Source organism: Microbacterium sp. NPDC055521, from assembly GCF_053619695.1.
Genome location: NZ_JBSHJX010000002.1, coordinates 24,202 through 45,287 on the forward strand (window position 1 = coordinate 24,202; position 21,086 = coordinate 45,287).

The following is a 21,086-nucleotide window of genomic DNA, read 5'->3' on the forward strand; positions in this document are numbered from 1 at the left end:
AGGGAGGTCGAAGATGATCGAGTCGACGCACTCATCACGCGAACGCCAGCAGGTCGAAGCGGTGCGCGAGTCAGGACGCACCACGGTTCTCATCATCGGTGCGGGGATCAACGGCATCTCCACTTTCCGGGATCTCGCCCTTCAGGGCGTGGACGTTCTGCTCGTGGAGCGCGGCGACTTCGCATCCGGAGCCTCCGCCGCGTCGAGCCACATGATCCACGGCGGCATCCGCTACCTCGAGAACGGCGAGTTCCGCCTCGTGCGGGAATCCGTCCAGGAACGCAACGGTCTGCTCAAGATCGCGCCGCACTACGTCAAGCCTCTGCAGACCACCATCCCGATCTACTCGACCTTCTCGGGCATCCTCTCCGCACCCCTTCGCTTCCTCACGCACCGCAGCGGGAAGCCGCAGGAGCGCGGAGCCTTCCTGATCAAGGTCGGACTCACGATCTACGACACGTTCTCGCGCGACGGCGGAGTGGTCCCCCGTCACCGCTTCCTCGGCCGCAAGCGCTCGCTGGCGGAGCTGCCCTCGCTCGACCCGAAGGTCAAGTACACCGCCACCTACTACGACGCGTCGATGCACGATCCCGAGCGCCTCGCGCTGGACGTGCTGCAGGACGGCCGCGCCGCCCACCCGGCTGCCGTCGCACTCAACTACGTCGAGGCCGTCGGACGCACCGGCGACGGAGTGCTGCTGCGCGACCTGGAGACCGGCACCGAGTTCACGGTTTCGGCCGATGTGGTCGTCAATGCCTCCGGACCGTGGACCGACCTCACGAACGACGCTCTCGGCGAGGAGACCCGCTTCATGGGCGGCACCAAGGGGTCGCACATCGTGCTGGACCACCCCGAGCTGCTCGACGCGACCGGAGGAAGAGAGATCTTCTTCGAGCACTCCGATGGCCGCATCGTGCTCATCTACCCGCTCAAGGGCCGCGTGCTCGTCGGCACGACCGACATCGACGCGGATCCGCGCGAGGTGCCGGTGTGCACCGATGAGGAGATCGACTACTTCTTCGAGCTGATCCATCACGTGTTCCCGTCGATCGCGGTCTCCCGCGATCAGATCGTGTACACGTTCTCGGGCATCCGCCCGCTCCCCCGGCATGAGGACACCGCTCCCGGCTTCGTCTCGCGCGATTACCGGGTCGAGGTCGACCGCGGCGGGCAGGTGCCGCTGGTCAGCCTCGTCGGCGGCAAGTGGACCACCTTCCGGGCACTCGGCGAATCGCTCTCGGATGTCGTGCTCGGGCTGATCGGTCGCGGCCGCCGGATGTCGACCGACGGTCGTGCGATCGGCGGGGGCCAGGGCTTCCCGCGCACCGCACGTGCCCGACACACCTGGATGGAGCAGAACCTTCCCGGAGCCGGCGACCGCGCCGAGCGACTGCTCACTCGCTACGGCACGCGCGCCGCAGACGTGTGGCAGTTCATCCGCGACGGTGAGGACGCTCCGCTCGCCGACGGCGACCTGTCGACCCGAGAGCTGTTGTGGATGGTCGAGCGCGAGCACGCCGTCCGGCTGCAGGATGTCGTCCTGCGCCGCACGAGCCTCGCGTTCACCGGCGACCTCACCGTCGACATGCTCGTCGAACTGGCGGATGCCATGACTCCCCTGCTCGAGTGGGATGCCGAGCGTCGCGCCGCCGAGCTCGACGACACGCGCACCCTGCTCAACGAGCGTCACGGACTCGACCTTCCCGCACTTCCGTCGCATCAGAACGGCTGAAGCACAGACCGTCGCCTCCCCGCGACATGAATCCACCCATTGCCCGCGCCGGGGAGAGCGCGTGCAGCACGAAAGGTCAATGAAGACATGACTGATGTCAACCTCGGGTTGTACTTCCTCTCCGAGTTCGTCGGAACGGCGATGCTGATCCTGCTCGGATGCGGTGTCGTCGCCAACGTCGCGCTCGCAAAGAACAAGGGCTACGCCGGCGGGTTCCTCATGGTCAACTGGGGATGGGGCCTCGCGGTCTTCGCGGGTGTCCTCGTGTCGGCGTACTCCGGCGCACTCATCAACCCCGCAGTCGGACTGGGTCTGCTGATCGCCGGCAAGATCACGTTCGTCGCGTTCCTCGTCGCCACGGCTGCCGAGCTGCTCGGCGCCATCGTCGGCGCGGTGCTCGTCTGGGTCGCTTACAAGCAGCACTTCGACGAGGAGCCCGAGGCGGCCAACAAGCTCGGCGTGTTCTCGACGGGTCCCGCGATCCGCTCCTACGGCTGGAACCTGATCACTGAGGTGATCGGCACGTTCGTGCTGGTGTTCGTGATCTTCGCCTTCGCGGACTACGGCGACATCGAGGTCGGCACGCCCGGCGGCCTCGGCCCGCTCACCGCCCTGCCCGTCGCCCTGCTGGTCGTCGGAATCGGCGCCTCGCTCGGTGGTCCCACCGGGTACGCGATCAACCCGGCCCGAGACCTCGGCCCGCGCATCGCGCACGCGATCCTGCCGATCAAGGGCAAGGGCTCGAGCGACTGGTCGTACTCGTGGGTGCCGGTCGTCGGCCCGCTCATCGGCGCCGCCATCGCTGCGCTCCTCGCACCGGCTCTGCTGAGCCTCGCCTGACCCGAATCGATTTCAAAGGAGAAACAACATGGCTGAGTACATCATCGCGATCGATCAGGGCACCACGTCGAGTCGTGCGATCATCTTCGACCGCAAGGGCACCATCGTCGCCACCGGTCAGAAGGAACACGAGCAGATCCTGCCCAAGGCGGGCTGGGTCGAGCATGACGCGCTGGAGATCTGGCGCAACGTGCAGGAGGTCATCGGCCTGGCGTTGAGCCGTGCCGACCTCACCCGCCACGACATCGCCGCCGTCGGCATCACCAACCAGCGCGAGACCGCGGTGGTGTGGGACAGGAACACCGGCAAGCCGGTGTACAACGCGATCGTCTGGCAGGACACCCGCACCCAGGAGATCGTCGACCGTCTCGCGGCCGACGGCGGTGTGGAGCGGTTCAAGCCGGTCGTGGGTCTGCCGCTAGCGACCTACTTCTCGGGCACGAAGATCACCTGGATCCTCGAGAACGTCGAGGGTGCGCGCGAGAAGGCCGACGCGGGCGATCTGATGTTCGGCACCACCGACTGCTGGGTTCTGTGGAACCTCACCGGCGGCACGGACGGCGGCGTGCACGCCACCGATGTGACCAACGCGTCGCGCACCATGTTCATGGACCTCGAGACGCTCGAGTGGCGTGACGACATCCTCGAGGCGTTCGGCGTGCCGCGCTCGATGATGCCCGAGATCCGCTCGTCGTCTGAGGTCTACGGCGCCGCCGAGAGCTCGTCGCTGCTGCGTGAGACGCCCATCGCCGGCATCCTGGGCGACCAGCAGGCCGCCACGTTCGGTCAGGCCGCGTTCGAGAAGGGCGAGAGCAAGAACACCTACGGCACGGGCTGCTTCCTCATCTTCAACACAGGAGAGGAGATCGTGCACTCGAAGAACGGTCTGCTCACCACGGTCGGATACAAGCTGGGTGACGGTCCGACGCACTACGCGCTCGAGGGCTCGATCGCCGTCACGGGATCGCTGATCCAGTGGCTGCGCGACCAGCTCGGCATCATCGGCTCGGCACCCGAGGTCGAGGACCTCGCGCGCCAGGTCGACGACAACGGCGGCGTGTACATCGTGCCGGCGTTCTCGGGTCTGTTCGCGCCGTACTGGCGTCCGGACGCTCGCGGCGCGATCGTGGGTCTCACCCGATACTCGAACCGCAACCACATCGCCCGTGCCGCGCTCGAGGCCGTCGCCTTCCAGACGCGCGACGTGCTGGATGCCGTGAACGCGGACGCCGGAGTCGATCTCACCGAGCTGAAGGTCGACGGCGGCATGGTCGCCAACGACGCGCTCATGCAGTTCCAGGCCGATGTGCTCGGCGTACCGGTCGTGCGCCCGGTGGTCGCTGAGACCACCGCACTCGGCGCGGCCTACGCGGCAGGGCTCGCCGTGGGATTCTGGAGCGGGCTCGACGACCTCTCCGCCAACTGGCAGGAAGACAAGCGCTGGGAGCCGACGATGGACGCCGACGAGCGCGACCGCCAGCTGCGCCTGTGGCGCAAGGCGGTCTCGAAGTCGATGGACTGGGTCGACGCCGACGTGAAGTGACACCCTGTTGACGAAGCGGGCCCGGAGAGATCTCCGGGCCCGCTTCTTCATTCGCTCTCGGGAAGGAGCTCTTCGATCACGGCGAGGAACGCCCGCGCGACCGCGCGTGGCGCCCGCGCGTCCCACGCGGCGTACTCCACACGGAGCGGACCGTCCAGGACCTCGACCGGGACGGCGTCCGCCCGCGATCGGATGACGACACCCGGCGACAGCAGCGTGACGGCGAGTCCCGCCGCAACGAGTCCGAGCAGCAGCTCCGCGGAGTTCGCCTCGAAGGCGACATCGCGACCGAGACCGGATGCGGCGAACGCCGCGTCGCCCTGCGCCCGTCCGGACGTCCCCGCGGGGAAGTCCGCGAACACCGAACCCGCGAGATCGTGAAGGCGGATGCTTTCCCGTCCGGACAGCTCATGACCGGGTGGCACGGCGACGACGAGCCGCTCCCGTGCGAGCACGCGCAGGCCGACGCCGCCGGGGATGGTCTCGGCGCGGAGCCCGAGGAGCGCGACGTCGAGATCGCCGCGGCGGACGGCGGCGATCAGCGCGTCGCTGTTGCCGACCGTCAGCTCGACCCGAATGGCGGCGTGCGCCTCGCGGAATCGTGCGATCAGCGCGGGCACGTCGACGGCGGCGACCGTCGGGATGACGCCGACGCGCAGCGTGCCGATCACTCGCCCCGCCGCTGCCGCGGCATCCTCCTTCGCCGCATCCGCCGCGGACACGGCGATCCGCGCCTGCCGTAGGAAGGCTTCGCCCGCCTCGGTCAGACGCACGCTCCTGCTGGTGCGGGTGAACAGCATCTGTCCGAGTTCTCGTTCGAGCGCGGCGATCTGATGGCTCAGCGCGGACTGGGTGACGAAGCAGCGTGCGGCCGCGCGCGTGAAACTTCCGGTGTCGGCGACCTCGACGACGTAGCGCATCTGCTGCAGGTCCATGGACTCATGATTTCAGTTCATACCTATGGCGCGAAGCATGCGTTGGACTCATGACTCGGTCCGGAGCACGCTGGAACCATGAACCGGCTGACCCTGCTGCTCCTCACCGCCCTCGCCCCGATGGCCTGGGGCACGACGTACCTCGTCACCACCGAACTCCTGCCCGCGGGGCATCCGCTGCTCGCCGGTCTCCTGCGCGCGCTCCCCGCCGGCCTACTCGCGATCGCAATCGGACGCACACTCCCCCGCGGAGCGTGGTGGGGCAAGGCTGCGGCCCTCGGCATCCTCAACATCGGCGCCTTCTTCGCGCTGCTCTTCCTCGCCGCCGAGCGCCTTCCCGGAGGCGTCGCGGCCGCCGTCGCAGGCGTGCAGCCGCTCATCATCCTCGGACTCGGGTCGCTCATCCTCAAGGAGCGCATCCGCCCGCTCACGGCCGCCGCGGCGGTGGCCGGCGCCGGCGGCGTGGCACTGGTCGTGCTCGGCCCGGCCGCCGAACTCGACCTGATCGGCATCCTCGCCGCGCTCGGCGGCATCACGGCCACCGCCTTCGGCATCATCCTCACCAAGCAGTGGGGCCGGCCGAGTGGCGTCGGCCCGATCGCCTACGCGGGCTGGCAGCTGACCGCGGGCGGGCTCTTCCTCCTCCCGCTCACGCTGCTCCTCGAGGGAGCACCGACGAACATCGACGCCGGAGCCGTCCTCGGGTACATCTGGCTGGGCACGGCCGGCGGTCTCATCGCCTACACGCTGTGGTTCCGCGGCATCCAGCAGCTGCCGGTCGCCGCTCCGGGTCTGCTCGCCCTGCTCTCGCCCGTCGTCGCCACGGCACTCGGCGCGCTCGTCGCCGGAGAGACGTTCACACCGATGCAGGCCGCCGGCCTGGTGCTGGTCTTGACCGCGCTCATCGCCGGTCAGATCTTCGCGCACCGGACCAGGATGCCGTCCGCGCCTCGCGCCGAGGAGATCCGCACGGACGAGCTCGTCCGACGCTGACGGATCAGCCCTTGCCGAACAGCTTCTGAATCTCGGCGAGATCGGCCTCGCTGGGCGCCTTCTGGCCGCCGAGCCCGAAGCCGGTGCCGGTCGGCGTGGCGTTCGAGGTGGCGAGGCCCGCGTTCTCGGCGGCGCGCTTGGCCGGGTTGCCCGAGCGCGAGCCGCCGCTCTTGCCCTTGCCGCCCTTCTTGCCGCGCTTGCTCGACGCGCCGGGCTTGCCCATCGGCCCCATGCCCGGGATGTTCGGTGTGCCGCCGCGGGCGACGGTCTTCATCATCTTCGCGGCCTGCTCGAAGCGCTGCACGAGCTGGTTGACGTCGGTGACGGTCATGCCCGATCCCTTGGCGATGCGCAGACGGCGCGATCCGTTGAGGATCTTCGGGTTGCGTCTCTCGCCAGGAGTCATCGAGCGGATGATCGCCTCGGTGCGGTCGATCTCGCGTTCGTCGAAGTCCTCGAGCTGCTGCTTCATCTGTCCCATGCCCGGCAGCATGCCGAGCATCTTCTTCATCGAGCCCATCTTCTTCATCTGCTGAAGCTGGTCGAGGAAGTCCTCGAGGGTGAAGGCCTCGTTGGCGAGCTTCTCGGCCATCTTCATGGCCTCTTCCTCGTCGAAGGCCTGCTGGGCCTGCTCGATGAGGGTCAGGATGTCGCCGAGGTCGAGGATGCGGCTCGCCATGCGGTCGGGGTGGAACGGCTCGAGATCCTCGAGGTTCTCCCCCGTCGAGGCGAAGATGATCGGACGCCCGGTGACAGAGGCCACCGACAGGGCCGCACCACCACGGGCGTCACCGTCGAGCTTCGACAGCACGACGCCGGTGAAGTCGACGCCCTCTTGGAAGGCCTTGGCCGTGTTGACGGCGTCCTGACCGATCATCGCGTCGATGACGAACAGCACCTCGTCGGGGCTGGTCGCCTTGCGGATGTCGGATGCCTGCTTCATCAGCTCGGCGTCGACGCCGAGGCGTCCGGCGGTGTCGATGATGACCACGTCGTGCTGGTGGCGGCGCGCGTGCTCGACGCCGTCCTTCGAGACCTTCACCGGGTCGCCGACGCCGTTGCCCGGCTCGGGTGCGAAGATCGTGGCGCCGGCGCGCTCGGCGACCACCTGCAGCTGGTTCACGGCGTTGGGTCGCTGCAGGTCGGCGGCGACGAGCAGCGGCGTGTGTCCCTCGCCCTCGAGCTGCTTGGCGAGCTTGCCGGCGAAGGTGGTCTTACCCGAACCCTGCAGGCCCGCGAGCATGATCACGGTCGGCGGATTCTTGGCGAACTCCAGCCGGCGCTGCTCGCCGCCGAGGATCGCGACGAGCTCCTCGTTGACGATCTGCACGACCTGCTGCGCGGGGTTCAGCGCCTTGTTGACCTCGTCGCCGAGGGCGCGCTCGCGCACCTTCGAGGTGAAGTCCTTGACGACGACGAGTGCGACGTCGGCATCCAGCAGTGCGCGACGGATCTCGCGGACGGTGCCGTCGACGTCGGCGGGGGTCAGCTTTCCCTTCGTGCGCAGATTGCGGAAGGTCTCGGTGAGCCGATCGGAGAGCGTGCCAAAGGTAGCCATGGTGCCTCCGATTCTACGCGAGCGGCGCCTCCACCCTGACTGCCGGGGCGAACGCACCGTGTCACGGGCATCCGTCGACCAGCGTTCGAGCAGGTCGTCGATCGGATCAGACATGAGTGCCTCCTCCAGCGGCTTCCACCCATGACCTGCCCGACAAACTCGAAACGTCCGCTCATCCCCACGGAAGATCGTGGATGCTGCGCAGGGCGTGGTCGAACTGCGCCTCGAGCGAGGCCTGCCCGGCGCCCTGCTCGGCCCACACGCGCAACGACGAGAGCACTGCGGTGGCCAGCGCCGATCCCAGGATGTCCGCGCGGATCTCGTCGATTCCCGCGCTGCGAGCGGCGGCGGCGACAGCAGACGAGATGCGTGCGTGGCGGAGGCCGGTGTCGCGCAGGAGCTCCTGCTCCAGCCCCATCGCCGAGGCGTTGCGCAGGGCGAGGGCCAGCGGGTCCGGCGCGAAGGCGTGCACGATGGGCTCGACCGCTGCACGCACCGCGGGGCCGTCGGCGTCCGTTCCCAGACGCGCCAGCGCGACCAGCGCGGCGTCGACCCTCGCGTCGAATGCCGACCAGAGCACGTCGCTCTTCGACGAGAAGTAGTTGAAGAAGCTCGATCGGCTCACTCCGGCGCGACGGGTGATGTCGATGATGGACGTCGCTTCGTACCCCTGCTCGAGGAACAGCTCGCAGGCGGCCTCGGCGAGCGTCTCGCGGGACGACGCCCGGGGGCGCCCTGCGCGCGAAGCCGGTCTCATAGCGATCAGCGTAGCCGCGCGTCGTGCGCATCGATCGCGCGGACGGCGTATTGTGGGTGCGACGCCTTTCTTGGACACCATCCAACAATCGAGAGAAGCTCCGATGCTCGACATCCAGACCCCCGGTCTCGCCCCCGACTACGTGCCCTACCTCGACGGGTGGGAGCTGCAGCGCAGCGTCCACCATGACGTGGTCGCAGGCACCCGACCCGACACTCTTCTGCTGCTCGAGCACGAGGCCGTCTACACCGCGGGCAAGCGCACCGAGGATCACGAGCGCCCGCAGAACGGCACTCCCGTCGTCGACGTCGACCGCGGCGGCAAGATCACCTGGCACGGCCCCGGCCAGCTCGTCGGGTACCCGATCGTCCGGCTTCATGAGCCGATCGATGTCGTCGCGCACGTGCGCCGGCTCGAGCGGCTGCTCATCGGCATCCTGAGACCGCTCGGTGTCGACGGTTATCAGGTCGACGGGCGCAGCGGCGTCTGGGTGCGACGCCCGCTCGGTGAGGACAAGGTCGCCGCCATCGGCGTGCGGGTGCAGCAGGGGGTGACCATGCACGGCTTCGCGATCAACTGCGACAACACGCTGGCCGGGTTCCGCGGCATCATTCCCTGCGGGATCACGGACGCGGGGGTGACGACCGTGAGCGAGGTCACCGGCAGGCGGACAGCGCCGACCGACATCGTGCAGAGCGTCGCGGATGCCTTCACCGTCGAGTACGCGACCGAGAACGAAGGAGTCGCCGCATGAGCGCCGCCCACCCCGACGGGCGCAGGCTGCTGCGGCTCGAAGTGCGCAACGCGGAGACCCCGATCGAGCGCAAGCCCGAGTGGATAAAGACCAAGGCCCGGATGGGCCCGGAGTACACCGCTCTGCAGTCGCTGGTGAAGACCGAGGATCTGCACACGGTCTGCCAGGAGGCCGGCTGCCCGAACATCTTCGAATGCTGGGAAGACCGCGAGGCGACCTTCCTCATCGGCGGGTCGCAGTGCACCCGCCGATGCGATTTCTGCCAGATCGACACCGGCAAGCCGGATGCCTATGACACCGACGAACCGCGACGGGTCGCCGAGAGCGTGCAGCGGATGGGCCTGCGCTACGCCACGGTCACCAGCGTCGCGCGCGACGACCTGCCCGACACGGGCGCATGGCTGAACGCCGAGACCGTGCGGCAGATCCACGCCATGAACCCGAACACGGGGGTCGAGCTGCTCGCGAACGAGCACAACGCCGACCCTGCCTTCCTGGGGCAGATCTTCGACGCGCGGCCGGAGGTGTTCGCACACAACGTCGAGACGGTCCCGCGGATCTTCAAGCGCATCCGCCCCGCGTTCGCGTACGAGCGCTCGCTGAGCGTGATCACGCAGGGACACGATGCGGGCCTCATCACCAAGTCGAATCTCATCCTCGGCATGGGCGAGGAGCCGGAGGAGGTCGTGCAGGCGCTGCAGGACCTGCACGACGCCGGATGCGACATCATCACGATCACGCAGTACCTGCGTCCCACACCGCGTCACCTGCCGGTCGCCCGCTGGGTGAAGCCGGACGAGTTCGTGCAGTTCAAGGCCGAAGCCGAGCGCATCGGGTTCCTCGGCGTGCTCGCAGGTCCCCTGGTGCGCTCGTCGTACCGCGCCGGGCGGCTGTGGGCGCAGTCGATGATCTCGAAGGGGCGCGACATCCCGCCGCACCTCGCGCACATCGCCGAGAGCGCCGACCTCGGATTCGCGCAGGCGGTCTAGACGGTCTCCGCTTGGCCAGGTGCTGAGGTGCTGGAGGGGCCACGCGCCCCGAGGCTCCGGGCAGCGCGCCAGCGCTGTCTGGAGTGGGCGTGGGGATCAGTCGGCGCTGGTGACCGACTGCACCGAGCCGTCGGATGCCAGGTTCACCAGCAGCACCTCATCGGTCTCGTCTGCGTCGAGCGCATACTCGAGCACCGCGAACGGCTCCGACCCGCCGTGCTCGTCGGCGAGGATCGTCATGCTCGACAGTCGCAGCGACCGGATGATGTCGACCGCGGCATCGCCGCTGACGTCGACCAGCACGTCTTCGAGGTGGTCGCCGAACGCCTCCTGCTGCTGCAGGATGTACTCGGTCACCTCGCTGGTGCGGTCGTCGACCTCGGTGAGCATGGCGTCGCGCACCGTCGCATCCAGATCCTCGATCCCGGCGATCAGCGCAGCAGCCACGTCGAGCGCGGCCATCGACACGTCGTCCTGATCCGGTGCAGTGAGGTCGACGGTGACTGACTGGTCGCCGAAGTCGACCCGCTCCGTCCAGAAGATGGCGCCGTCGGGCCCCGAGGACAGCACCCCGAAATAGTCGTGTTCGATCGCCATATCGCTATGAAACCAGCCTCTCCGCGGCGGCGGTAGTCCCAGGTCGTGTCATGCGCTGACGAGCGACGAGACGAAGACGTGCGGGGTGAAACCGGTCAGATCGTCGATGCCCTCACCCTGGCCGAGCAGCTTCACCGGGATGCCCGTGCGCTCCTGTACGGCGAGCACGAAGCCCCCCTTGGCCGAGCCGTCGAGCTTGGTGATGACGAGTCCGGTGACGCCGGCGTGCTGCAGGAAGGATTCGGCCTGCATGACGCCGTTCTGGCCGGTGGTCGCGTCGAGCACCAGCAGAACCTCGCTGATCGGCGCCTGCTTCTCGATGACGCGGCGCACCTTCGACAGCTCGTCCATCAGCCCGCTCTTGGTGTGCAGGCGTCCGGCGGTGTCGATGATCGCGATCTCGATGCCCTGGTTCTTGGCGTACTCGACCGTCTGGAAGGCGACGGATGCCGGGTCCTGCCCCTCCTGCTGCGGGCGGACGATGGCCGCTCCCCCGCGCTGCGCCCAGGTCGCGAGCTGCTCGACGGCGGCCGCACGGAAGGTGTCGGCGGCGCCGACCACGACGCTGCGCTCGAAACCGCGCAGGAACTTGGTGAACTTGCCGATCGTCGTGGTCTTTCCGACGCCGTTCACGCCGACCACGAGCACGACGGCCGGGCGCTCGGTGAGCTTGAGCGTGGTGTCGAACTTGGCGAATCGCTCTTCGAGGGTCTCGCGCAGCATGCGCTGCAGGTCGCGCGGATCGGTGGTGCGGTAGCGCTCGACGTTCGCACGCAGCTCATCGATCAGCTGCTCGGTGATGTCGGGCCCGAAGTCGGCCGTGATCAGCGCTGTCTCGAGGTCTTCCCATGTCGTCTCGTCGATCGTGGGCTTGACGAACATGCCGCGCAGCGCGCGACCGAGGGACCAGGACTTCTCCGCCATCCCCCCAGCCTAGGCGTTCGTGGGGGACGACCGGATCAGGCGGATGCCGCGGCGCGGTCACCCACGCGCTGGCCGACGACGGCCGAGACGCCGTCCTGGCGCATGGAGACGCCGTACAGGGCGTCGGCGATCTCCATCGTGCGCTTCTGGTGCGTGATCACGAGCAGCTGCGAACTCTCGCGCAGCTGCTCGAAGACGGTGAGCAGTCGCCCGAGGTTCGCGTCGTCGAGCGCGGCCTCCACCTCGTCGAGGATGTAGAACGGGCTGGGCCGAGCCTTGAAGATCGCGACCAGCAGCGCGACGGCGGCCAGCGACCGCTCGCCGCCGGAGAGCAGCGAGAGCCGTTCGATCTTCTTGCCGACCGGACGCACGGCGACCTCGATCCCCGTGGTCAGCATGTCGTCCGGGTTCGTCAGCGAGATGCTCCCGGAGCCACCGGGGAACAGCAGCGGGAACACCTCCCCGAAGGCCTGCCTGGTGTCTTCGAACGCGGCCGCGAAGATCGTCTGCATGCGCTCATCGAGCTCGGCGATGATCGTGAGCAGATCCTGGCGAGTCTTGGTCAGGTCGGCGAGCTGCTCGGTGAGGAAGGCATGCCGCTGCTCGAGCGCCGCGAACTCCTCGAGTGCGAGGGGGTTCACCCGGCCGAGCTGCGCGAGCTTGCGTTCGGCGTCCTTCAGACGCCTCTCCTGGATGCGACGGTCGAACGGGATGTCTGTCGCCCCGTCGTCGCCGTCGGGCGTAGCGCCCGGATCGTGCGGAACGAGCTCATCGGGGCCATACTCTGCGACGAGAACATCTTCGTCCAGCGCGAGCTCCGATGCCACTCGGTCGAGGAGGCTGCTGAGATGCAGCTTCTTCTCATGGATCTGCAGCTCGAGTCCATGGACGCTCTCGGTGAGTCCGGCGAGCCGATCCCGCAGCGAGCTCTCCTGTTTGCGCAGAGCGACGAGCTCCTCGTTGTGCGCCGCACGCTCGGCCTCGGCTGCGGCGAGGGCCACCCGGGCCTCGCTCACCGATCGGTCGATCGAGTCGAGCACGCGCGGCAGCTCCTCGGTGACAGCCGATGCGGCGGCCCGCTGTGCACGACGGATCACAGCCCGTCGGGCGGCCTCGGCCGCGGCATCCCTCTCCTGCTCGCGCTGGCGCTCGAGAGCGACCACCCGTGCCTGTGCGGCGCGCACGCGCTCCCGCAGGGTCTCGATCTCGAGCCGAGCACGGACCTCGCCCTCGCGCGCCGTCTCCAGCGCGTCGAGCAGCCCGTCCCGGGCGGAGGCATCGAGCATCGGGCGCGGCTCGGACTCGGCCGCCTGCAGTTCGCCCTTCGCCGCTGCGGCCTTCTCTTCGGCATCAGCGACGGCGGACTGCGCCTGCGCGAGGCTTGATTCGAGCCGCTCGCACTCGGCGACCGCAGCCTCGTGCTGCACGGTCACGCGGTTGACCTGCTCGGCCTGGTTCGCCAGTGCGGCGTCGTGCTCGCGAAGGGCGCGCAGGGCGTCCTTCGCGACCCGCCGCGCCGTCTCGACGCGCTCGGTGGCGTTCACCCGGGCCTCACGCAGCGCGTCGACGACGGTGTGCACTTCGGCCAGTCGGTCGCTCGCGGCGTCGCGCTCGGCCATCAGCTCGAGACGTGACGTCTCGCCGGATCCGGCTCGCAGCGTGTGCGCCGTGACCACCTCACCGGTTCTGGTCACGATCGTCATGCGATCGTCACCCATCGCGTCGAGAGTCCGGCGCACGCCGCGGGCGGCGTCGAGATCGTCGGCGATCAGCACGCTGGCGAGCAGAGACCGCACACCGTGCGGCGCATCGACGACATCCGCTGCGGCGACCGCCCCGTCCACGCCGGAGGTGACGACCGCCGAGGACACCGTGCCCTCGGCGACGACGAGGTCGACCGTTCCCCGTGAGCCCTGCGCCACGATCGCGAACGCGTCGTCGACGGCATCGACCAGCACGCCCTCGGCGAGCGGACCGAGCACGGCGGCGATCGCGCCCTCGAACCCCGGGCGCACCTGCACGGAGTCCCCCACCAGGCCGCGGACGCCTGCGGCTCCGGATGCCACGATCTCGGCCGCACCGCCCGTCAGCGACAGTGCGCTGGTGAGCGCCGCCGCCTTGGCTGTCAGCGCGTCGGCCTCACGCTCGGCCTCATGCAGCCGCTCCCGCAGCGAGTCGCGCTCGGATTCCGCGACGGCGACGTCCTTCTGCGCCTGGTCGTACGCGGCGGCGTACTCCGCAGCCGAGCCGTCGGGTGCATGCGCGTCATCGATGGCCGCGCGCGCGTCGGCTGCCTCGCGGCGACGCTGGTGAGCCGATTCGAGCGCCTGCTCCTGTCGAAGCACCGCGCCGCGCACGGCGGCCAGCGCCGATGCCGCTACGTCGGCGTTGCCGCGCAGGGTGTTCAGCCGCATGTCGTACCGCGACACCAGCGCGCTCTGCTCGGCGATCTCGACGTCGAGGGTGTCGAGCTCGGCGCGGGCGTTCACGACGTCCCGGCTCGCGGCGACCGCAGCGTCCTGCGCGTCGCCGAGGCCCTCCGAGATGCGCGTGATCTCATCGGAAGCCTCATCGATGGCGTCCTGCGTGACCGTGATCGCCGTGACCGCGTCGTCGCCTTCGCCGCCCAGCAGTGCGAGGCGTTGGTTGGCGAGCGTGTACAGACTGCGCATGCGCTCCTGAACCTGCTCCAGCGCGAAAGAGACGCTGCGCGCGCGGTCGACGGCGGCGGAGTTCTGCTGCTGCTCGAGCCGCTGGATTCCCGCGCGCACACCCTCGGCCTGCTCCGAGAGCACGAGACGCTCGGTGTGCCGCTCGTGCTCGGTGCGGGTGTGATCGGCGAGGGCCGTGCGCAGGGCGACCACATCGTCGGCGAACAGTCGCGCCTTGGCATCGCGCACCACCGCCGCGATCGTCTGCGCCTCGCGGGCGATCTCGGCCTGCCTGCCCAGCGGCTTCAGCTGGCGACGGATCTCGCCGGCGAGATCGCTGAGCCGGGTGAGATTCGTCTCCATCGCGTCGAGCTTGCGGACCGTCTTCTCCTTGCGACGACGGTGCTTGAGGATGCCGGCTGCTTCCTCGATGAAGCCGCGACGGTCTTCCGGCGACGCCTGCAGCACGGTGTCGAGGCGTCCCTGGCCGACGATGACGTGCATCTCGCGCCCGAGACCCGAATCGCTGAGCAGCTCCTGCACGTCGAGCAGCCGGCAGCTCGACCCGTTGATGGCGTACTCGCTCGAGCCGTTGCGGAACAGCGTGCGGCTGATCGTCACCTCGGCGTAGTCGATGGGCAGCGCGCCGTCGCTGTTGTCGATGGTCAGCTGCACCTCTGCGCGGCCGAGAGGCCCGCGGGTCGACGTGCCCGCGAAGATGACGTCTTCCATCTTCCCGCCGCGGAGGGTCTTGGCCCCCTGCTCCCCCATCACCCAGGCGAGCGCGTCGACGACGTTCGACTTGCCAGACCCGTTCGGTCCGACGATGCAGGTCACACCGGGTTCGAACACGAAGGAGGTGGGTTGCGCGAACGATTTGAAGCCCTTGAGCGTCAGGCTCTTCAGATGCATGCCGGCGCCTTCGAGGTCAGGGTGTCCACGGGTCAGACGCTACCGGAATGACGCGGTACGACGCGGATTCCGCGCCGTATTCGACGGCTTCTGCACAGACGGTGACCTGCACGCGACACGCCGACGTCGGAGAAAATGCTTGACGGGAGCTGTGCGTGTTCACTAGCGTGGCGTCCGATCACACGAGAGGAGGTCACCATGATCACGAACGACAGCGCCGCCTGGTTCTTCACCACGTCGCCCGTCTGCGCGCCATTCGCCGCCGTGCCGGTGACCTTCGCGCTCTCTCAGGGCTAGAACCACACCGCCTCTCCCGATCTCTCCGACGCGTCCGCGCGTCAGATCGATGATCGCCGTCGTCGCCTCGCAGGCGTGCGACCTCCGCCCGCATCGCGGGCCTCGTCCGTCAGCATCCTGACGCTCCCGCTCGGACTGGGTCCGTGTCGGCCGTCTCGAGACGCTGCGTTCCCGGGCGCCGATTCCGTCGTTCGCGACGGTGGGTTCGCCCAGCCATCACCACAGAAAGCGCACACATCGTGAGCACCGTTCTGCTGTCCGATCAGCGACAGCAATCCACGTCCATCCATCCACCGGATACCGAGGGTCTCCAGACCATCAGCATCCCCGATCGAGACGGTCTGCAGCGTCTGACGCTCACCGACCGGCTCTTCTTCCGTGCCGGGCTGTGGCTGCTGCAGCGCAGCACCCGCGACCGTCACGAGGAGTTCCCATCGCCTGTGCCGGAGCTCGACCGCCGCCCGATCCGCGAGACCGAGGCGATGGCCCTGCTGGTGTGGGGCTATCAGCGCAACTGGCTCTGAGAGGCAGATGATGTCCGTCACCCTTCCCGCCGGCGCCACCCTGCGTCCGCTCGAGCTCCCCGCCCGAGCGGACGCGGGGCCGTCCCCTGCAGTATGCGCCTACGCCGCCGTTCGCAACGAGGTGCTCATCGAGACCACCGGTCGCGACGACGATTGCCTCACCGCCTCGGAGCTGCTGTCGACGCTCTCGTCCACACCCGACCGCGACCGGCTTCACTGGGCGATCGAGCTCGGCGGTGACATCGTCGGGCGCTGCGCCCTCGACATCCTGCATGACGACGGCGGCGCGACCGCGTTCGTCACCGTCGCCCTGCTCCGTCGCGCGTGGGGCCGTGGGATCGGACCAGCCGCGTACGCGCAGCTCGAGACCATGGCACGGGATGCCGGGGTGCGCAAGCTGCTGCACTGGTCGGAGCACCACGACGCCGAGACTCCGCTGCCCCGGCTCGACTCCCCCACCGGATTCGGGTCGGCTCCCCTCGACCGCGCGGCACGCTTTCTGCAGCGCACCGGCTTCCGGCTGGAGCAGGTCGAACGAGGAAGCACGCTGGCCTGGCGCGAGAGCACCGGTGAACGTCTGCGCAGCCTGCGCGGTGATGCGGCCGACCACGCTGCGGACTACCGCATCGTGCAGTGGACGATGCCGACGCCCGACGAGCAGGTCGAGGGCTACGCCTGGATGAAGTCGCGCATGTCGACCGACGTGCCCGACGGAGACCTGGGGATGCCGGAGGAGACCTGGGACGCGGAGCGGGTGCGCCGAGAAGAGTCGCGTCTCACGCAGCGCGGCTGGACCCTGCTCGTCACCGCCGCGCAGCACGTCGTCACCGGCGAGCTCTGCGCGTTCAACGAACTCGCGCTCGGTCAGGACGAGAGGTCGAGCACGCACCAGTTCGACACCCTCGTGCTCTCCGAGCATCGCGGGCATCGACTCGGGATGCTCGTGAAGACGGCGGGTCTGCTGGCCTGGCGCGACAAGCATCCGCTCTCCGCCCGGGTCACCACCTGGAACGCCGAGGAGAACCGGCCGATGCTCTCCATCAACGAAGCCATCGGCTTCACGCCGATCGCCTACGAGGGCGCCTGGAGAAAGGACCTCACATGAGCACCACCACGACCACCGACACGAACGGAATCACCATCACCGCTCTGACCGTGCCGGAGACGCTGGACGGCCCGGATGCGGCGGACTTCCGCACCTTCGTCGCGCTGAACAACGCCATCTGCCTCAGCGACACGGGATTGCACGACCTGGGCACGACCGCCGAGGAGATGCTGCCGCACTGGCGGGCGACGACCGACCATCTGCAGCGGACACTGCTGGCCCATGAGAACGGCGGGATCGTCGGCGCGGTGACCGTGAGCCACGCGACCGCAGAGCCCACCAGCGCGGAGATCGATCTGATGGTGATGCCCGAGAACTGGGGGCGCGGCATCGAACGGGCGCTGCTCTCGGAGGCGGAGGCCGAGATCCGTCGGCTCGGCCGCGAGGTGATCCAGACCTGGACCCTGCACCGCCCCGACCCGGGCGAGGACCCCCTGGTTCCGAAGACCGGATGGGGACGGGTGTCGCGCACGCCCGTTGCGCAGCTGCTCGCCGACCACGGCTTCACGCTCGAGCAGGTGGAGCGCAACAGCGCGTTCGACCTGCAGGGAGATCTCGCACCGATCGAGCGCATGCTCGCCGCCGCTCTGGCCGTGGCAGGAGACGAGTACCGCCTCGTCGAGTGGACGGTGCCCACCCCGCCCGAGCTGCGCTCGGGGTACGCGTGGGCGCTGTCGCGGATGTCGACGGACGCGCCCAGCGGCGATCTCGAGGTCGACGAGGAGATCTGGGATGCCGATCGCATCGCCCGGCGCGACGCGCGATTCATCGAGGGTGGCCAGACTGTCTCGGTCACCGCGGTGGAGCATGTGGCGACGGGCGCGCTCGCCGCGTTCAACGAGCTCGTCACCGGCACTGATCCGGAGGGGGTGACGCACCAGTACTGCACGCTGGTGCTCAAGGAGCACCGCGGTCACCGCCTGGGCCAGATCGTGAAGTGCGCGAACGTCCTGCGCTGGCGCGGGATCGCGCCGCAGTCGCCGCGCATCACGACCTTCAACGCGGAGGAGAACCGCCCGATGCTCGACATCAACGAGGCGATGGGCTTCCAGCCGGCCTCATATGCGGGCGCCTGGCAGAAGAAGCTGACCCGATGATCCTCACCACGCCACGCCTCGACCTGCGCGAGCTGACCGATGATGACCTGCCGGCGCTGCGCGACATCCTGCAGGATCCCGAGACCATGACCGCGTACGAGGGCGCGTTCGACGAGGACATGGTGCAGGCCTGGCTGGCCCGGCAGAAGGACCGCTACCGCGACGACGGCTTCGGGCTGTGGGCCGTCATCCTGCGCGAAACGGGCGAGATGATCGGCCAGTGCGGGCTCACCAGGCAGCCCACCCTCGGCGAAGACGTGACCGAGGTCGGCTACCTCTTCATCCGCGCGCACTGGCACCGCGGCTATGCGATCGAGGCGGCGACCGGATGCCGTGATCATGCGTTCACGGTGCTCGGGACGGACCGCGTGTGGGCACAGGTGCGCGACACGAACATCGCGTCGATGAACGTCGCGATCCGACTCGGGATGACCGTGCGCGGACGGTTCCTCAAGCACTACCGCGGCGTGAACATGCCCCACCTCGCGTTCGCGATCGATCGCCCTGCGGCGTGACCCTCAGGTCATCGCCGACGCTGACAGCGCGGGCAGTAATGACTCGAGCGGTTCATGAACGCCTCGCGGCGGATCGGGCTGCCGCATCGCGGGCAGGCCTCTCCCCCTCGTCCGTACGAGTTGAGCGAGTGCGCGAAGTAGCCGGCCTGCCCGTTCACGTTCACGTACTGCGCGTCGAAGCTCGTGCCGCCCTCGGCCAGGGCCTTCTCGAGCACGAGGCGCACCTCGCCCATCAGCCGGCGCAGCGCTTGCACCGAGATGTTGGTGCCGTGCGTCTCGGGGTGGATGCGCGCGGCCCACAAGGACTCGTCGGCGTAGATGTTGCCGATCCCGCTGACCAGTGACTGGTCGAGCAGGATGCGCTTGATCGCGCTGGAGCGCCGTCGGATGCGGTCGATCACGTCGCGCTCATCGAACGCGGGATCCAACGGATCTCGCGCGATGTGCGCCACCTGCGACGGCACGACTGAATCGTCGGTGCCGTAGCCGCCGGGGGCATCATCCGGAGTGGGCAGCAGCCGGTCGACGGCCAGTGAGCCGAAGGTGCGCTGATCGGCGAACACGACGGCCAGCACGCCGTGACGGGGATGCTCGATGCGCAGCCGCACGCGCTCGTGACGCTCGAGCGGAGCATCCGGATCGCGAAGCAGCATCTGCCCGCTCATGCCGAGATGCGCGACGAGAGCTTCTGCCTCGCCCGGGCGGTCGCGGAGCGGCAGCCAGAGGAACTTGCCGCGCCGTGCGGCGGCGCGCACGCCGCGGCCCTCGAGACGGCCGACGAAGTCGGCGGCGTCGAGCGGATGCCGGGTGAGCGCGCGCTCATCGAGCACATCGACCGAGAGCACGCGCGCCCCGGTGACGACGGGCGCGAGACCGTGACGGACGACCTCGACTTCGGGAAGCTCTGGCACGCCGGATCAGACCCGGTCGCTGAGCAGACGCCACGCCGTGAGCGCGGCAGCCATCTCGGCTGTCTTCTTGCTCGTGCCGACGCCGCTGCACGACACCTCACCGACCCGCACCGTCGCCGTGAAGACGCGGTCATGATCGGGGCCGGTCGATTCGATGGAGTACACCGGCGGGGGCGACCCGAGGCGGGCCGCCAGCTCCTGCAGGCTCGTCTTCGGGTCCATCGCGGCACCGTAGCGCTCGGGATCGGCGAGCAGCGGCTCGGTCAGCCGCAGCACCAGCTCGGTCGCGGCATCCGGACCGGCAGAGAGGAAGGTCGCGCCGAAGACGGCTTCCATCGTGTCGGCGAGGATCGAATCCTTGTCACGACCGCCGGTCTGCTCCTCGCCCCGTCCGAGGCGGAGGTGTTCGCCGAGCCCGATGACGCGAGCGACCTCGGCGAGGGCGACGGTCGAGACGACGCTTGCGCGCCGTTTGGCCAACTCGCCCTCGTCGAGGTCGGGAAGCGTGGTGAAGAGCATGACGGTCACCGCGAGTCCGAGCACCGAGTCCCCGAGGAACTCGAGACGCTCGTTGTTCGGGATGCCGCCGTGCTCGTACGCATAGGAACGATGCGTGAGCGCTCGTTCCAGCAGCTCAGGATCGATGTCGACGCCGAGCTTCTCGACCAGCGAGGCTCGCCCCGTGAGAATCTCGGTCATGACCGATCCGATCAGATGTCGGCGACCTTGCGGCCCTTGTACTCGAGGAACAGCTCGGTGCCCTGCGAGTCGGTGACGACCTTCGCCTGGTGAGGACGGCTGTAGACGACCTGACCGTTCTCGATGGTCTTCACCAGAGCGGTCGGCGTCGCCTTCCACTGCGCGCGGCGCGAGCGGGTGTTCGAACGGGAGACCTTGCGCTTCGGGGGGTTACCAGCCATGACTAGCTCTCTTCTTTCTCGGCGGCGTGACTCTCTGCCGCGCCGTCCTGGTCTGTGATCTGTCGGAGCGCGCTCCACCGAGGATCGATGGGAGCAGGGCTCTCTGCACCGGCGCTCTCGGTCAGCCTCTCACCCGTGCTCGGGTCGAGACCCGGGCAGTCCGGCTGACACACCGGCTGAAATGGAAGCGACAACACGATCGCCTCCCTGACCAGAGTTTCAAGATCCACGTGGTCGTCTTGAACTTCGAAGTCAGTTTCTTCCTCACCAGGATACGCGAAAAGCTCCTGGAACTCGACTTCGACAGGCGCGGAGATCTCGGTGAGGCAGCGCCCGCACTCTCCGGAGTACTCCGAATCAGCGGTTCCCGACACGAGGATCCCCTCGTGCACGGACTCGAGACGCACATCGAGATCGAGGGTCTCGCCGGCTTCGACCGAGACGATGCCCTCACCCCACTTCTCACTGAGAGTCACTTCGAAGCGGTGCTCGCGCATCTCGCCCGGCTTGCGGACGATGTCACGGACAGGGA

General features: G+C 68.7%; 20 protein-coding genes. 10 read left to right on the forward strand and 10 right to left on the reverse strand.

Annotated features, from left to right (window positions below):
- Positions 1-13: 13 nt before the first annotated feature.
- The 3 genes from ACWGSM_RS01935 to glpK all read left to right on the forward strand — a co-directional run bounded on the left by ACWGSM_RS01935 (position 14) and on the right by glpK (position 4,115).
- On the forward strand, positions 14-1,732 hold the full coding sequence (locus ACWGSM_RS01935; protein ID WP_452321296.1) for an FAD-dependent oxidoreductase: 1,719 nt from the start codon (positions 14-16) through the stop codon (positions 1,730-1,732).
- A gap of 87 nt (positions 1,733-1,819) precedes the next feature.
- Positions 1,820-2,572, forward strand: coding sequence for an MIP/aquaporin family protein (locus tag ACWGSM_RS01940; RefSeq protein WP_452321297.1), 753 nt, complete (start codon positions 1,820-1,822; stop codon positions 2,570-2,572).
- A gap of 28 nt (positions 2,573-2,600) precedes the next feature.
- Positions 2,601-4,115 carry a glycerol kinase GlpK gene (glpK, locus tag ACWGSM_RS01945; RefSeq protein WP_452321298.1) on the forward strand — a complete coding sequence of 505 codons (1,515 nt, stop codon included), beginning with the start codon at positions 2,601-2,603 and terminating at the stop codon, positions 4,113-4,115.
- Positions 4,116-4,162: 47 nt separating this feature from the next.
- Here glpK and ACWGSM_RS01950 read toward each other — a convergent pair whose 3' ends face one another.
- Positions 4,163-5,050, reverse strand: coding sequence for a LysR family transcriptional regulator (locus ACWGSM_RS01950; protein ID WP_452321299.1), 888 nt, complete (start codon positions 5,048-5,050; stop codon positions 4,163-4,165).
- Positions 5,051-5,128: 78 nt separating this feature from the next.
- Here ACWGSM_RS01950 and ACWGSM_RS01955 point away from each other — a divergent pair, with 78 nt between their 5' ends.
- Entirely contained in the window at positions 5,129-6,043 is a 915-nt protein-coding gene (locus ACWGSM_RS01955) for an EamA family transporter (protein WP_452321300.1), read from the forward strand.
- Between the two features lie 4 nt (positions 6,044-6,047).
- Here the strand turns inward: ACWGSM_RS01955 and ffh are convergent, their stop codons facing one another.
- Positions 6,048-7,601, reverse strand: a complete 1,554-nt coding sequence (ffh, locus tag ACWGSM_RS01960) for a signal recognition particle protein (RefSeq protein WP_452321584.1) — start codon at positions 7,599-7,601, stop codon at positions 6,048-6,050.
- 172 nt (positions 7,602-7,773) lie between these two features.
- Complete coding sequence (locus ACWGSM_RS01965; RefSeq protein WP_452321301.1) at positions 7,774-8,358, reverse strand: TetR/AcrR family transcriptional regulator; 585 nt, start codon at positions 8,356-8,358, stop codon at positions 7,774-7,776.
- A 103-nt stretch (positions 8,359-8,461) separates the two neighbouring features.
- On the opposite strand from ACWGSM_RS01965, the gene lipB reads away from it, so the two are divergent.
- Positions 8,462-9,112 carry a lipoyl(octanoyl) transferase LipB gene (gene lipB / locus ACWGSM_RS01970; RefSeq protein WP_452321302.1) on the forward strand — a complete coding sequence of 217 codons (651 nt, stop codon included), beginning with the start codon at positions 8,462-8,464 and terminating at the stop codon, positions 9,110-9,112.
- Complete coding sequence (gene lipA / locus ACWGSM_RS01975; protein WP_452321303.1) at positions 9,109-10,101, forward strand: lipoyl synthase; 993 nt, start codon at positions 9,109-9,111, stop codon at positions 10,099-10,101. The genes lipB and lipA overlap by 4 nt, the downstream gene beginning before the upstream one ends.
- 96 nt (positions 10,102-10,197) lie before the next feature.
- Here lipA and ACWGSM_RS01980 read toward each other — a convergent pair whose 3' ends face one another.
- Genes ACWGSM_RS01980 through smc form a run of 3 tightly spaced genes read right to left on the reverse strand, consistent with a single transcriptional unit; the run spans position 10,198 to position 15,185 of the window.
- Positions 10,198-10,698 carry a DUF2004 domain-containing protein gene (locus tag ACWGSM_RS01980; protein WP_452321304.1) on the reverse strand — a complete coding sequence of 167 codons (501 nt, stop codon included), beginning with the start codon at positions 10,696-10,698 and terminating at the stop codon, positions 10,198-10,200.
- A 48-nt stretch (positions 10,699-10,746) separates the two neighbouring features.
- Positions 10,747-11,622 (reverse strand): signal recognition particle-docking protein FtsY, encoded by an 876-nt coding sequence (gene ftsY / locus ACWGSM_RS01985; RefSeq protein WP_452321305.1) that lies wholly within the window; start codon positions 11,620-11,622, stop codon positions 10,747-10,749.
- A 35-nt stretch (positions 11,623-11,657) separates the two neighbouring features.
- Positions 11,658-15,185, reverse strand: coding sequence for a chromosome segregation protein SMC (gene smc / locus ACWGSM_RS01990; RefSeq protein ID WP_452321306.1), 3,528 nt, complete (start codon positions 15,183-15,185; stop codon positions 11,658-11,660).
- A 536-nt stretch (positions 15,186-15,721) separates the two neighbouring features.
- Here smc and ACWGSM_RS01995 point away from each other — a divergent pair.
- From ACWGSM_RS01995 to ACWGSM_RS02010, 4 genes are read left to right on the forward strand one after another with little or no spacing between them, the layout of a single operon-like run.
- Positions 15,722-16,006 (forward strand): hypothetical protein, encoded by a 285-nt coding sequence (locus ACWGSM_RS01995; RefSeq protein WP_452321307.1) that lies wholly within the window; start codon positions 15,722-15,724, stop codon positions 16,004-16,006.
- Between the two features lie 7 nt (positions 16,007-16,013).
- The gene (locus ACWGSM_RS02000) at positions 16,014-17,111 is read left to right on the forward strand and encodes a GNAT family N-acetyltransferase (RefSeq protein ID WP_452321308.1); all 1,098 of its coding nucleotides are present in this window, start codon (positions 16,014-16,016) and stop codon (positions 17,109-17,111) included.
- A complete protein-coding gene (locus tag ACWGSM_RS02005; protein ID WP_452321309.1) occupies positions 17,108-18,208 on the forward strand; it encodes a GNAT family N-acetyltransferase in 1,101 nt (366 codons plus the stop codon). Before ACWGSM_RS02000 ends, ACWGSM_RS02005 begins: the two co-directional genes overlap by 4 nt.
- Positions 18,205-18,723, forward strand: coding sequence for a GNAT family N-acetyltransferase (locus tag ACWGSM_RS02010; RefSeq protein WP_452321310.1), 519 nt, complete (start codon positions 18,205-18,207; stop codon positions 18,721-18,723). The genes ACWGSM_RS02005 and ACWGSM_RS02010 overlap by 4 nt, the downstream gene beginning before the upstream one ends.
- Before the next feature lie 8 nt (positions 18,724-18,731).
- Here the strand turns inward: ACWGSM_RS02010 and mutM are convergent, their stop codons facing one another.
- Genes mutM through ACWGSM_RS02030 form a run of 4 tightly spaced genes read right to left on the reverse strand, consistent with a single transcriptional unit; the run spans position 18,732 to position 21,051 of the window.
- On the reverse strand, positions 18,732-19,634 hold the full coding sequence (gene mutM / locus ACWGSM_RS02015) for a bifunctional DNA-formamidopyrimidine glycosylase/DNA-(apurinic or apyrimidinic site) lyase (RefSeq protein WP_452321311.1): 903 nt from the start codon (positions 19,632-19,634) through the stop codon (positions 18,732-18,734).
- A gap of 6 nt (positions 19,635-19,640) precedes the next feature.
- Positions 19,641-20,333: a ribonuclease III gene (gene rnc / locus ACWGSM_RS02020; protein WP_313354374.1), complete on the reverse strand. Its 693-nt coding sequence runs from the start codon at positions 20,331-20,333 to the stop codon at positions 19,641-19,643.
- A gap of 11 nt (positions 20,334-20,344) precedes the next feature.
- Complete coding sequence (gene rpmF / locus ACWGSM_RS02025; RefSeq protein ID WP_313354372.1) at positions 20,345-20,554, reverse strand: 50S ribosomal protein L32; 210 nt, start codon at positions 20,552-20,554, stop codon at positions 20,345-20,347.
- A 2-nt stretch (positions 20,555-20,556) separates the two neighbouring features.
- A complete protein-coding gene (locus ACWGSM_RS02030; protein WP_452321585.1) occupies positions 20,557-21,051 on the reverse strand; it encodes a YceD family protein in 495 nt (164 codons plus the stop codon).
- Between the last annotated feature and the right edge of the window lie 35 nt (positions 21,052-21,086).

Bases quoted from the DNA above. Each gene is read 5' to 3' on its own strand.
- ACWGSM_RS01935 (WP_452321296.1), top strand. From the start codon at position 14: ATGATCGAGTCGACGCACTCATCACGCGAACGCCAGCAGGTCGAAGCG.
- ACWGSM_RS01940 (WP_452321297.1), top strand. From the start codon at position 1,820: ATGACTGATGTCAACCTCGGGTTGTACTTCCTCTCCGAGTTCGTCGGA.
- glpK (WP_452321298.1), top strand. From the start codon at position 2,601: ATGGCTGAGTACATCATCGCGATCGATCAGGGCACCACGTCGAGTCGT.
- ACWGSM_RS01950 (WP_452321299.1), bottom strand. From the start codon at position 5,050: ATGGACCTGCAGCAGATGCGCTACGTCGTCGAGGTCGCCGACACCGGA.
- ACWGSM_RS01955 (WP_452321300.1), top strand. From the start codon at position 5,129: ATGAACCGGCTGACCCTGCTGCTCCTCACCGCCCTCGCCCCGATGGCC.
- ffh (WP_452321584.1), bottom strand. From the start codon at position 7,601: ATGGCTACCTTTGGCACGCTCTCCGATCGGCTCACCGAGACCTTCCGC.
- ACWGSM_RS01965 (WP_452321301.1), bottom strand. From the start codon at position 8,358: ATGAGACCGGCTTCGCGCGCAGGGCGCCCCCGGGCGTCGTCCCGCGAG.
- lipB (WP_452321302.1), top strand. From the start codon at position 8,462: ATGCTCGACATCCAGACCCCCGGTCTCGCCCCCGACTACGTGCCCTAC.
- lipA (WP_452321303.1), top strand. From the start codon at position 9,109: ATGAGCGCCGCCCACCCCGACGGGCGCAGGCTGCTGCGGCTCGAAGTG.
- ACWGSM_RS01980 (WP_452321304.1), bottom strand. From the start codon at position 10,698: ATGGCGATCGAACACGACTATTTCGGGGTGCTGTCCTCGGGGCCCGAC.
- ftsY (WP_452321305.1), bottom strand. From the start codon at position 11,622: ATGGCGGAGAAGTCCTGGTCCCTCGGTCGCGCGCTGCGCGGCATGTTC.
- smc (WP_452321306.1), bottom strand. From the start codon at position 15,185: ATGCATCTGAAGAGCCTGACGCTCAAGGGCTTCAAATCGTTCGCGCAA.
- ACWGSM_RS02000 (WP_452321308.1), top strand. From the start codon at position 16,014: ATGATGTCCGTCACCCTTCCCGCCGGCGCCACCCTGCGTCCGCTCGAG.
- ACWGSM_RS02005 (WP_452321309.1), top strand. From the start codon at position 17,108: ATGAGCACCACCACGACCACCGACACGAACGGAATCACCATCACCGCT.
- ACWGSM_RS02010 (WP_452321310.1), top strand. From the start codon at position 18,205: ATGATCCTCACCACGCCACGCCTCGACCTGCGCGAGCTGACCGATGAT.
- rnc (WP_313354374.1), bottom strand. From the start codon at position 20,333: ATGACCGAGATTCTCACGGGGCGAGCCTCGCTGGTCGAGAAGCTCGGC.
- rpmF (WP_313354372.1), bottom strand. From the start codon at position 20,554: ATGGCTGGTAACCCCCCGAAGCGCAAGGTCTCCCGTTCGAACACCCGC.
- ACWGSM_RS02030 (WP_452321585.1), bottom strand. From the start codon at position 21,051: ATGCGCGAGCACCGCTTCGAAGTGACTCTCAGTGAGAAGTGGGGTGAG.